The sequence below is a fragment of the Paraburkholderia ribeironis genome (genome assembly GCF_900019265.1).
Classification (GTDB): Bacteria; Pseudomonadota; Gammaproteobacteria; order Burkholderiales; family Burkholderiaceae; genus Paraburkholderia; species Paraburkholderia ribeironis.
The window spans coordinates 18,554-30,998 of record NZ_CYGX02000012.1 but is presented as its reverse complement, the minus strand read 5'-3'; the positions used below and the strand labels follow the sequence as shown (position 1 = coordinate 30,998).

8 protein-coding genes are annotated in these 12,445 nt (G+C 65.2%); all 8 read left to right on the top strand.

Going from position 1 to position 12,445, the window contains the following annotated elements; genetic code table 11:
* Positions 1–120 precede the first annotated feature (120 nt).
* The 8 genes from BN2475_RS05930 (at position 121) to BN2475_RS05895 (ending at position 12,363) form a co-directional block, all read left to right on the top strand.
* Positions 121–1,074, top strand: a complete 954-nt coding sequence (locus tag BN2475_RS05930) for an ABC transporter permease (RefSeq protein WP_094778637.1) — start codon at positions 121–123, stop codon at positions 1,072–1,074.
* Between the two features lie 41 nt (positions 1,075–1,115).
* The gene (locus BN2475_RS05925; protein WP_094778817.1) at positions 1,116–2,096 is read left to right on the top strand and encodes an ABC transporter permease; all 981 of its coding nucleotides are present in this window, start codon (positions 1,116–1,118) and stop codon (positions 2,094–2,096) included.
* Complete coding sequence (locus BN2475_RS05920; protein ID WP_094778636.1) at positions 2,097–4,001, top strand: ABC transporter ATP-binding protein; 1,905 nt, start codon at positions 2,097–2,099, stop codon at positions 3,999–4,001.
* A 132-nt stretch (positions 4,002–4,133) separates the two neighbouring features.
* Positions 4,134–6,176 carry a hydantoinase/oxoprolinase family protein gene (locus tag BN2475_RS05915; RefSeq protein ID WP_094778635.1) on the top strand — a complete coding sequence of 681 codons (2,043 nt, stop codon included), beginning with the start codon at positions 4,134–4,136 and terminating at the stop codon, positions 6,174–6,176.
* Positions 6,177–6,195: 19 nt separating this feature from the next.
* Positions 6,196–8,211: a hydantoinase B/oxoprolinase family protein gene (locus tag BN2475_RS05910; protein ID WP_094778634.1), complete on the top strand. Its 2,016-nt coding sequence runs from the start codon at positions 6,196–6,198 to the stop codon at positions 8,209–8,211.
* Positions 8,212–8,312: 101 nt separating this feature from the next.
* The gene (locus tag BN2475_RS05905) at positions 8,313–9,800 is read left to right on the top strand and encodes an aldehyde dehydrogenase family protein (protein WP_094778633.1); all 1,488 of its coding nucleotides are present in this window, start codon (positions 8,313–8,315) and stop codon (positions 9,798–9,800) included.
* 408 nt (positions 9,801–10,208) lie between these two features.
* Positions 10,209–10,877 (top strand): haloacid dehalogenase type II, encoded by a 669-nt coding sequence (locus BN2475_RS05900; RefSeq protein WP_094778632.1) that lies wholly within the window; start codon positions 10,209–10,211, stop codon positions 10,875–10,877.
* A gap of 208 nt (positions 10,878–11,085) precedes the next feature.
* On the top strand, positions 11,086–12,363 hold the full coding sequence (locus BN2475_RS05895) for an NAD(P)/FAD-dependent oxidoreductase (protein WP_094778631.1): 1,278 nt from the start codon (positions 11,086–11,088) through the stop codon (positions 12,361–12,363).
* Positions 12,364–12,445: the final 82 nt, after the last annotated feature.

Here is a 12,445-nt window from a genome sequence, read left to right as displayed (position 1 = left end):
CGAGTTGAAGCGGTACGCGCAAACCGGCGTGCGTCCTCACGCGCCGGTTTGCGCCGCTGTCATTCGATGATGTCACTCGCGGGTGTCACACGCTGATGTCACTCTCAGGAGATCTGGAGCATGAACCAGAACATAGCTGGCCTGATCGGCCGGCGCGTTGCCGTCACCGCGCTCACGCTGCTGATCGTGTCGATCATCATATTCACGATCACCAACCTGCTGCCTGGCGACGCCGCGCAGGCCGCGCTCGGCCAATCGGCGACGCCCGAAACGGTGGCCGCGCTGCGGCTGCAGTTCGGTCTCGATCAACCGGCTTACCTGCGGTATCTGCACTGGCTCGCCGGTCTGGTGCATGGCAACTTCGGGCTTTCGCTGTCGAACAACATGCCGGTGTCGGAGCTGATCGAAGGGCGTCTGCCGAACTCGCTCACGCTCGCTGCGATCACGACCGCGGTCTCGGTGCCGATTGCGCTGTCGGCCGGCATTCTGGCGGCGGTCAGGCGCGATACGCTGATCGACCGGATCGTCAGTCTCGGCACGCTGTCGCTGGTCGCCACGCCCGAATTCCTGATTGCGACGGTGGCGGTGCTGGTGCTGGCCGTCAAGCTGCACTGGCTGTCCGCGCTGTCGTATAGCGGCGAGATCGATAACTTCAACCAGTTCCTGCGCGCGTATGCGATGCCGGTGCTCACGCTGTGCGCGGTCGTGATTGCGCAGATGGCGCGCATGACGCGCGCCGCGGTGATCGAGCAGCTTGGTTCGTCGTACGTCGAGATGGCGATGCTAAAGGGTGCCAGCCCGGCGCGCGTCGTGTTGCGCCACGCGTTGCCGAATGCGATCGGTCCGATTGCCAATGCGATTGCGTTGAGTCTGTCGTACCTGTTGGGCGGCGTGATCGTCGTCGAGACGATTTTCAATTATCCGGGACTCGCGCGGCTGATGGTCGACGCCGTCGCGAACCGCGATTTTCCGCTGGTTCAGGCGTGCACGTTGCTGTTCTGCATCGGCTATCTGGTGCTCGTCTTTCTGGCCGATCTGTGCGCGATCATCTCGAACCCGAGACTGCGCACATGAACGCCGGCCATCCGTATCCACAGCATTCGCAGGAGCCGCCCATGAGCGTTTCCGATCTGGTCCAGCGCAGCAGCGCGATGCCGCCCGGCGCGGATCATCCTCTGCCTGCGCAACCTTCGCAGCCTTCGTTCGGCGGCGCGCCGGCGGCGCCGTCGGGCGCACCGCGCCGCAAACGCCGTTCGCTCATCGCGCGCATGGGTCTGTCCAAAGGCGGCTGGCTCGGCTTCTGCATGGTCTCTTTCACGCTCGTGGTCGCCGTGCTCGCGCCGTGGCTCGCGCCGCATCAGGTCGGCACGATCCTGACGCCGGACGTGTTCGCGCCATTTAGCGCGAAGCTGCCGTTCGGCTCCGACTACCTCGGCCGCGACATGCTGAGCCGGATCATCTACGGCACGCGCCTGACCGTGCTGCTGGCGTTGGCGGCGGCGCTGCTGGCAGCCGTCACCGGCACGATGCTCGGCTTGCTCGCCGCCGTCGCGGGCCGCGTCGTCGATGAAACGATGAGCCGTCTGCTCGATGCGCTGACCTCGATCCCGTCGAAGATGTTCGCGCTGATGGTGGTCGCCGCGTTCGGTTCGTCGCTCACGCTGCTTGTCCTGACGGCGGCGATCAGCTACATGCCCGGCTCGTACCGGATCGCGCGCTCGCTGGCGGTCAATATCAGCCAGCTCGAATACGTTCAGGTGGCGCGGGTGCGCGGCGAAAGCGCACTGTATATCGCGTGCGTCGAAATGCTGCCGAACATGCTGCATCCGATGCTCACCGATACCGGCCTGCGCTTCACCTTCGTCGTGCTGCTGCTGAGCGGGCTGAGCTTCCTCGGGCTCGGCGTGCAACCGCCGTATGCCGATCTTGGCTCGCTCGTGCGCGAGAACATCGCCGGTCTCGGCGACGGCGCGCCGGTCGTCATCATGCCGGCGCTGGCCATCGCGATCCTGACGGTCGGCGTGAACCTGCTGATCGACGGGCTGCCGCACCGCAGCCGCCGCGCAGTCGCGGCGCGCAACGCTGGAGGTCATTAAATGAGCAGTCCTACGGCACACAATCTGGTCGAAGTGCGCGGCCTGCGCGTGGTCGGCAGCCGTCCGGGCGAACCGGATACGACCATCGTGCACGGCGTCGATTTCGACGTGGCATGCGGCGAAGTGCTCGCGCTGATCGGCGAATCCGGCTCGGGCAAGACGACCATTGCGCTTTCGCTGATGGGCCATGCGCGTAGCGGTTGCCGGATTTCCGGCGGCACGATCCGCGTCGGCGACACGGATGTGCGGTCGCTGTCCGCCAAAGGGCTTGCCGCGTTGCGTGGCCGCAAGGTCGCGTATATCGCGCAGAGCGCGGCGGCGGCGTTCAATCCGTCGCGGGCGATACTCGATCAGGTGATCGAAAGCGCGCTGATTCACGGCACGCTGTCGAAGCCGGCCGCGCAGGCGAAGGCGATCGAACTGTTCCGCGCGCTGGCCTTGCCGGAGCCGGAGAAAATCGGCAAGCGTTATCCGCATCAGGTGTCGGGCGGTCAGCTGCAGCGTCTGATGGCGGCCATGGCGATGATCACGGACCCCGAGCTGGTGATTCTCGACGAGCCGACTACCGCGCTCGACGTCACGACGCAGATCGACGTGTTGCAGGCGTTCAAGCGCGTGATCAAGGAGTTCGGCATGACCGCCGTCTACGTGTCGCACGATCTGGCGGTCGTCGCGCAGATGGCGGACCGGATTCTCGTGCTGAGCGACGGTCAGATCCGCGAGGCGGGTGCAACGGGACAGATTCTGCACGCGCCGGCACACCCCTACACGCAAAGCCTGATTGCCGCGGTGACGCCGCAGCGCGCCGTGTGCACGTCCGGTGAGCCCGCGCCGCTGTCGGGCGAGGCGCTGCAAGCGCGCCGCGCATCGGACGCGCCGTTGCTCGAAGTGCGTCGCGTGATGGCCGGTTACGGTCGCAAGGACGCGCAGGGCTTGCCTGCGAAAGTGATCCTGAACGACGTCGATTTGCGGATCGGGCGCGCGCAGACGGTTGGCGTGATCGGTGAGTCGGGCTCGGGCAAGACCACGCTCGCGAAGGTGATTGCCGGTCTGGTGCCGGCCTCGGGCGGCAGTCTGCTGCTCGACGGCGAACCGCTCCCGGCCGATCTGAACCGGCGCACGAGGGAGCAGTTCCGGCGCATCCAGATCGTGTTCCAGAACGCCGATACGGCGCTGAACCCGGTGCATACGGTCGAGCGCACACTCGCGCGTCCGCTCGCGTTCTATCACGGCATCAAAGGCGCCAAGGCGAAGGCGCGCGTCGCCGAACTGCTGGAACTGGTGAGACTGCCCGCAGCGCTCGCGTCGCGCTCGACGTCCGAGCTCTCCGGCGGCCAGAAGCAGCGCGTCAATCTTGCTCGCGCGCTCGCGGCCGAGCCCGATCTGATCCTGTGCGATGAGGTGACGTCGGCGCTCGATACCGTGGTCGGCGCGGCGATTCTCGATCTGCTGCGCGACCTGCAACGCAAGCTCGGCGTGTCGTACGTGTTCATCACGCACGACATCGCGAAAGTGCGCGCGATCAGTGACGACATCGTCGTGCTGTATGCGGGCCATCGCGTCGAAACGGGCAGCCGCGAAGCCTTGTGCGCGCCCCCATTCCATCCGTATTCGCATCTGCTGGTGTCGTCCGCGCCCGAGTTGCGCGCGGGCTGGCTCGACGAGGCGAGCCAGCGTTGTCACCAGCCACTCGCACCGATCGGGCCGTCCACCGACAACCCCGAGTTGTGCACGTTTCTCGACCGTTGCTCGCTGCGCGTCGACGGTGTATGCAACCACGCAGCGCCGTCGGTCCGCACGCTGGAAAACGGCGCGCAGGTGCTGTGTCATCGCAGCGAAGCCGATTTGCTGAGCTTTCAGACACCGCATGAAGCATTCGCGTATGCGCAGGTAGAGCGCGCCTAGCGAAACAGCTGAAAACGCTATTTGCAGATTCGTTTTGAAACAGATCCCGGGGCGCGGACCCGGGACGTGATTCCGGTCGTCCGGCGGAAGGCCCTCGTCCAGGCTTTCGGGACCAACGTAAAAGGATCGCTCATGGGCATGAGAATCGGAGTGGACATCGGCGGATCGTTTGCCGATTTTGCAGTACTGAATGACGCGACAGGCGAGCTGAACACGCTGAAGGTGTTTTCGCGACCCGACAGTCCCGGCAGCGAAGTGCTGCGCGGCATGGAACAGCTTGCCGAGCGTTACGGGCTTGCGCCGCAAGACGTCGACTACTTCACGCACGGCACCACCGTCGGCGTCAACGCGGTCGTGCAGCGCAAGGGCTTGCGGCTCGGCCTGATCACGACACGCAACTTCGAGGACGTGCTCGATATCGCGCGGCTCAAAGGCCCGGACATGTACAACCTGCTGTCGAAGCGGCCCGCGCCGCTGGTGCCGCGCGAGCGCGTGTTCGGCGTGGTCGAGCGGCTGACGGCGCACGGCAGCGTCGAGACGCCGGTCGATCAGGCGAGCGTGCTCGACGCGTGCGACAAGCTGCGTCGCGCGGGATGCGAAGGGGTGGTCGTCTCGCTGCTGCACGCGTACCGGAACCCGGCGCACGAGCACGCCGTGAAAGCGATCATCGAAGCCGCCATGCCCGGCTTTTTCGTATCGTGCTCGAGCGATGTGTGGCCGATCATCCGCGAATACGAACGGACCTCGACGGCGGTGATCGGCGGTTACGTGCAGCCGAAGGTATCGCACTATCTGACATCGCTGCAACGCGCGCTGGTCGAAACCGGCATCACCGCCGACATGAAAGTCACCAAGTCGAACGGCGGCGTGATGAGCGCGCAAGCCGGCAAGACCAACTGCGTGCAGATGATTCTCTCGGGCACGGCGTCGGGCGTGATCGGCGCGGCGTATGTCGCGCGGCAGAGCGGCTTGAAGCAGTGCATGAGCCTCGACATCGGCGGCACGACCGCCGATGTCGCGCTGATCGTCGACGGCGAACCGCAATACGCGAGCGGCGAATATATCGGCGACTTCCAGATTCATATTCCGTCGGTGTCGGTGTCGTCGATTGGCGACGGCGGCGGCTCGATCGCATGGGTCGACGACTTCGGAGTACTGAAGGTTGGTCCAGAAAGCGCCGGATCGAACCCTGGCCCAGTCTGCTACGGACGCGGCGGCACGCGTGCCACCATTACCGACGCGTTCGTCGTGCTCGGCGTGATCGGCAATGCGAGCCTGGGCTATAACTCGGTGAAAGTCGATCACGACGCCGCGCATCGTGCGGTGGAAGTGCTCGCGCACCGGCTCGGCTCGGACGTGTACAAGACCGCCGAGGCGATCGTCGACGTCGCCGTGTCGGGCATGTATGCAGGCGTGAGCCGGATCGTGTCGCGCTTCGGCATCGACCCGCGCACGTTCTCGCTGCTGCCGTTCGGCGGCGCTGGTCCGATGCTGGCCTGCTACTTCGCGCGTGCGATCGGCATGCAGGAGATTCTGGTACCGATGGCGCCCGGCGTGCTGAGCGCGCTCGGCGGTCTGATTGCGGATACCCGCAACGACTTCGTCAAGACCACCTATTACGACCTCGACGCGGCGTCGCTGGCGCAGCTCGGCGACGACGTGCGCGGCCTCGATCAGGCGGCGCGCGAGTGGATGAGCGGCCAGATCGGCGGCGCATCGTATGCGCAGGTCACGATCTCCGCGGACATGCGCTACAAGGGCCAGTCGTTTGAAATCGACACGCCGCTGCAAATGGACTGGCTCACCGGCGACGACCTCGCGCCGCTTCATGAAGCGTTCCATCGCGAGCATGAGCGGCTGTACGGACATCGCGACACGTCCGCGAGGATGCAGGTCGTCGCGCTGCGTCTGGTCATCACCGCGGCCACGCCAAAGCCCATGCTGCAACCGATCGAAACCAGCACGCAGGCGCCGAAGCCGGCCGGCACGATTCGCGTCTTCATGGACGGCGCCTTCCACGACGCGGGCCTGTATCACCGCAAAGACCTGAAGGCGGGCCAGCACATCGACGGCCCTGCGGTGATCGCGCAGGACGATTGTACGACCAGCGTGCTGCCCGGTTATCGCGGCCGGGTCGATACGTACGGCAACCTCGTGTTTACGCACGTCAACTGATTTCGCACGGAGCATCGCAATGCAATTCGACAAGGCAGTGCTGCAGATCTTCGCGAACTATTGCGTGGCCGCGGCCGAGAGCATGGCGTACACGCTGGTGCGCACCGCGCACTCGACGTTCGTCAAGGAGACCGAAGATTTCTCCTGCGCGATCATGACGCCGGACGGACTCACGTTCGCGTCGCCGAAGACGTTGGGCGCGACCTGGTACGTCGGGCTCGACTACAGCTCCGTGATCGCGATGATCGATCACTACGAGCCGGGCGACGTCTGCATGACCAACGACGCGTACAGCGGTTTCGTCGCCACCCATACGCCGGATATCGTGATCTGGAAGCCGGTGTTTTACGACGGCGAGATCGCGTGCTTCGTCGGCGGCCATATTCACAATACCGACATGGGCGGCGCCGTGCCCGCGTCGCTGTCGCGCACGCTGACTGAAATCGAACAGGAAGGGATTCGTTTCCCGCCGTGCAAGATCGTCAATGCGGGCGTGCTCGATGAATCGATCCTGCGGATCATGGCGGCCAATGTGCGCGTCCCCGAGCAGAACATCGGCGACTTCCACGCGCAACTTGCGTCGCTGCATACCGGCGAGCGGCGCGTGCTGGAGATCATCGAGCGCTTCGGCATCGACGGCTTCAAGGCCGGCATGGGCGCGCTGCTGGACTACTCGGAAGAGCAGGCGCGCACGGTGTTGCGCAGCATTGCCGATGGCGACTATTTCTTTGCGGAATACGCGGACGAAGATTCGGTGCGCGGCAAGCCGATGCGCGTCGCGCTGACGGCGCGCATCAGGGATGGCTCGGTCGAGATGGATTACACCGGTAGCGATCCGCAATTGCAGTCGTCGCTGAACATGCCCACCGGCGGCCGCGAGCGGCACGCGCTGGCGCTGGTCGGGCTCGTGTACGTGCTGTACACGCTGAATCCGGACATTTTGCTGAACACCGGCATGTTGCGTGTCGCGCGCTGTGTCTTGCCGGAAGGCTCGGTTGTCAACGCAGTGAAACCGGCCGCTGTCGGCATGCGCAGTCTGACGTGCAAGCTGTTGCATCTGCTGACCTTCGGCGCGTTTGCGCAAGCCGTGCCGGATCGTCTCGCCGCGTGTCCAGCGGGCGGGCTGTCGATTCTCAGCGTCAAGACGATGAACCCGCAGGGCGCGACGGTGATGGCGTCGATCGGGCCGATCGGGGGCGGTGCGGGCGGCAGTCCATCGGACGACGGCGAGGACGGCTCCGGCGCGAACAATGCATTCCTGCGCAACACGCCGGTCGAAATCAACGAGGCCGAAGTGCCGATCCGCATTACGCGCTACGGCGTCGCGCCGGGCTCGGGCGGGGCCGGACAGTATCGGGGCGGACAAGGTCTGGTGATGGAGTTCAAGGTGTTCTCGCCGAACACGCTGGTGACTGCGCGCAACCGTGACCGGGCGCGCTTCGCGTCGTGGGGTGTGCGCGGCGGCCATGCGGGCGCGAACGCGCGCTTCACGCGCAATCCAGGCATGCCGAATGCCGAGGAACTCGACAACAACGACCTGGTGGTCTGCATGCCGGGCGACGTGATCCGGCTGGTCGGCGCAGGCGCTGGCGGTTATGGCCGTCCGGTCGATCGCGATGCGCAGAAAGTCCGCGAAGACGTACTGCGCGGCTACGTGACACCCGACGAAGCGCGGCACGTGTACGGCGTCGCGCTGACCGGCGAGCAACTGGAACTCGACGTCACGCACACTGCACTTCTGCGTGACGAAGCAAGCGCGCGGCTCGCGGGCCAAAGCGCACCGGCGTTCTCGTTTGGCCCGTGGCGCGACGCCTTCGAAGCGAAGTGGACCCGCGCACGCTACGCCGCACTGACGACGCTGGTGGCCGGTGTGCCGGTGCAGTGGCGCTACTTCATCAAGCACCGGATTTTCGAGGCGCTCGATGCGCGCATCGCGGCGGACCCCGAGCAGTGCGCGGACGGTGGTGCGGCTGTCATCCACGCGTTATTCGCGGAGCTCGTCGCGGCGTATCCGCAACTGTCGGCGCCGGCTTGATGAGCGTCCTGGTACGCATGTAAGCGGGGCGGCTTCTGCTGCGCAAATCGCGCTGGCGACGCGCGGCCCTTGTTATCGGTTTGACTTTTGGAACGACCACGATGAACAGCTTCGATCCCTCTCGCGTCACCGTGCGCAGCGCGCATTTCATTGGCGGACAGTATCTGGATGGCGCAGACGCCATCGACGTCGCGCGGCCATCGGACGGCGTGAACTACGCCGCGCTGCCCGTCGCGGACGCCACGCTCGTCGATCATGCGGTGCAAGACGCGTGGCGCGCATTCAGGACCAGCGACTGGGCGCGTCGCGCGCCGCGCGAACGGGCGCGCGTGATGCGTCGCTGGGCGGAGCTGATCGAAGCCGACGTCGCCACGCTCGCGCCGCTGGAAGCGCTCGGTTCGACCCGTCCGGTTGCCGATGCCGCGCGCTGGGACGTGCCGTTCACCGCCGAAGGCATCCGTTTCTACAGCGAATACGCGGACCGCATCGGCGGCGAAGTGGCCGCGACCCGGCCCGATCATCTGGGCATGACGATCGCCGAGCCGTATGGCGTAATCGCGGCGATCGCACCGTGGAATTTTCCACTGGTGATGGCCTCGTGGAAGGTTGCCCCGGCGTTGGCGGCGGGCAATGCGGTGGTGCTCAAGCCATCGGAGCTGACGCCGTTCTCCGTGCTGCGGCTGGCCGAACTCGCGATCGAAGCGGGTATTCCGCCGGGCATCTTCAACATCGTGCAAGGCGACGGACGCACGACCGGCGACGCGCTGTGCCGTCATCCGAAGATTTCGAAGGTCACGTTCACCGGCTCCAGTCAGACCGGCGCGGCGATCATGACCGCGTGCGCGCAGACCGGCACCAAGCCGGTCACCTTGGAGTTGGGAGGGAAAAGCCCGCAGCTCGTATTCGCCGACGCGCCGGATCTCGATCGCGTCGCGCGTCGCGTGGCGGCGGCGATCACCGGCAACGCGGGGCAGGTGTGCGTGGCCGGCTCGCGGCTGATTGTCGAGCGTAGCGCTGCCGGGCGCCTGATCGACGGTGTCGCCTCGGCGTTCGCCGCGCTCAAGCCAGGCGCGACCTGGGCTGCGGGCACGACGCTGCCGCCGATCATTTCGTCGCCGCAGTTGCAGCGCATCGATGGAATCGTCAAGCGCACGCTGGCAAGCGGCGCACAGGCGGCCACCGGCGGCGCGCGCATGGCGCTGCCCGGTTGCGGCGACGGCGCGTTCTATGCGCCGACCATCCTGACCGGCGTGAGCGCAGATTCGGAAGCCGTGCGCGAAGAAATCTTCGGGCCGGTACTGACGGTCCAGACCTTCGACGACGAAGACGAAGCACTCGCGCTCGCCTCGCATGAAAAATACGGGCTGGCCGCGGGCGTCCATACGTCGAACCTGAGCCGTGCGTTGCGGATGATGCGCGGTATCGAAGCCGGCACCGTGTGGATCAACCGCTATGGCCGCACCGCCGATTTCGTGATCCCGACCGGCGGCTACAAAAGCTCGGGCATCGGCAAGGATCTCGGCCGCCAGGCTTATGAAGCGAATCTGCGCTTCAAGAGCGTGCTGATCGACATCACCGACGGCGCGTAACGCGCGCTGTCCCATGCTGCATGGGGCCGCCAAAGTCGCCTGGGTTCTCACGGCCGCGTCATGACAGACGCGGCCGTATGCATTTCAAGGCCCGCGGATTCGGGCCGAAAACACGCCGCATGTTCTGCTGCGCAAGCTGCGAAAAACGGTGGAATCTGTGCCACGAGGCCGCCAATACAAGGCACCCCGGCTTTTTTGCGGTGATTTAATTTGTCTCAGCAGACGGCATCACGCAACACCAGGCAACACCAGGCAACACCAGGCAGCACGCAACACCACGACGTTCTGCTGGTGCATCGTTCAGACGGTGCTCCGCGACACCCGATTGCATTGGCGCGGCACAGGTGTGATCGCGCTGGATTTCCCAACCCGGCCCCGGCTCACGCCTCGCTGACACAGGACTACGACATGACCCGCTTCAAGCCCAAATACATCACTTTCGACTGCTATGGCACGCTGACGCGCTTCCGCATGGGCGACATGGCGCGCGAACTGTTCTCGGACCGCGTGCCGGCCGGGCAGATGGAGCAGTTCGTCAAGGACTTCGCCGCGTATCGACTGGATGAAGTGCTTGGCGCATGGAAGCCGTATCAGGACGTCGTCAAGAATGCGGTACGCCGCACGCTCAAGCGCTGGAACATCGAATACAACGACGCCGAAGCCCAGAAGTTCTACGACGCCGTGCCGACCTGGGGGCCGCATGCAGACGTGCCCGCGGGGCTCTCGAAGGTTGCGAAGGAATTCCCGCTGGTGATCCTCTCGAACGCATCGGACGATCAGATCCAGAGCAACGTCGACATGCTTGGCGCGCCGTTTCACAAGGTCTTCACCGCGCAGATGGCGCAGGCGTACAAGCCGCGTCTGCAAGCGTTCGAATACATGCTGGACAACCTCGGTTGCGGCCCGCAAGACATCCTGCACGTGTCGTCGAGCTTGCGCTATGACCTGATGTCGGCGAACGATATCGGCATCAGGAACAAGGTGTTCGTCTCGCGCGGTCACGAACCGTCCACGCCGTACTATGAGTACACCGAGATCAAGGACATTGGCGGCCTTGCTGGTGTCGTCGGTCTTTGAACGGCTTCAGGCGCCACAGGGCAGCATAGGGCAACACACGACGGCATAGGGCAACACACGACGGCATAGGGCAACACACGACGGCATAGGGCAACACTCGACGGCATAGTGCAACACTCGACGGCATAGTGCGGCATCGGGCAACCGAAGCCGCCGCCCGATGCGCCGTGCGTCCCGCGCAACACGTGAACCTCGCTGAAAGGATCTGATGAAGCTCGAATCGTACTGGCTGGATACGCGTCCTGCCTTTCGCCAAGGCTGTGAAGGGCCGGTGCAAGGGCGCGCCGATGTGGTCGTGATCGGTGGCGGTTTCACGGGCTTGTCGGCGGCGCTCGAACTGGCGTCGCGCGGCGTCCAGGTGGTCGTGCTCGAGGCCGGGCAGATTGCCGGCGAAGCGTCGGGACGCAACGGCGGTCAATGCAACACCGGTCTCGCGCACGACTACGCGTCGCTCGCCGAAAAGATCGGCGCGCCGCAGGCGAAGGCGTTCTATCGCGCGTACGAAAGCGCGGTGGCGACCGTCGATTCGATTGTCGCGACGCATCACATCGACTGCGATTTCGTGCGGACCGGCAAGCTGAAACTCGCCGCAAAGCCTCAGCATTTCGCGGGCCTCGCGAAGACCTACGAGGTGTTGCGGCGCGAAGTGGACCAAAACATCGAACTGATCACGCCGGAGCGGATTCGCGACGAAGTCGGTTCGGACGGTTTCTTCGGCGGTCTGGTGCAGCGTAACGGCGCGCAGATGCATATGGGCAAGTTCGGTGTCGGTCTTGCGCTCGCGGCCGTGCGCAACGGCGCACGGATTTTCGAACACGCCGCTGTCACCGGAATGAAGCGACTCGGCGGCGAGCGCTACGAGGTCACGTCGGCGCGCGGCACGATTCGCGCGGATCGTGTGCTGGTCGCGACCGGCGCATCGCAACTCGGACCGTTTCAATGGTTCCGCCGGCGGATCGCGCCGGTCGGCAGCTTCATCGTCGTCACCGAGCCTTTGCCGAAAGAGCAGCTGGATCGTCTGTTCCCAACACGCCGCGCGTATGTGACGACGCGGCATATCGGCAATTATTTTCGGGTCACGCCGGACGACCGTCTGCTGTTCGGCGGACGCGCACGGTTCGCGATGTCGAGCCCGAAGTCCGATAGCAAGAGCGGCGAGATTCTGCGCGCGGGCATGGCGAGCTACTTCCCGGAACTGGCCAACGTGCGCCTCGATTACTGCTGGGGCGGCCTGGTCGACATCACGGCTGACCGCCTGCCGCGCGCAGGCCAGCACGAAGGGCTGTTCTATTCGATGGGATACAGCGGGCACGGCGTGCAGATGTCGGTCCATATGGGCCGCGTGATGGCCGACGTGCTGTACGGCTCGGCTGCGATGAATCCGTGGCGTGAACTCGAATGGCCGGCCATGCCGGGGCATTTCGGACATGCGTGGTTTCTGCCGCTCGTCGGCGCCTATTACCGCATGCAGGACATACTGCATTGATGAAGCCGTTCTTGACAGACACGCGGACGAGGCTTGCCGCCGTTGCCACTTTCGATCGACGCCGCGTTGGCGGCGTGCTACA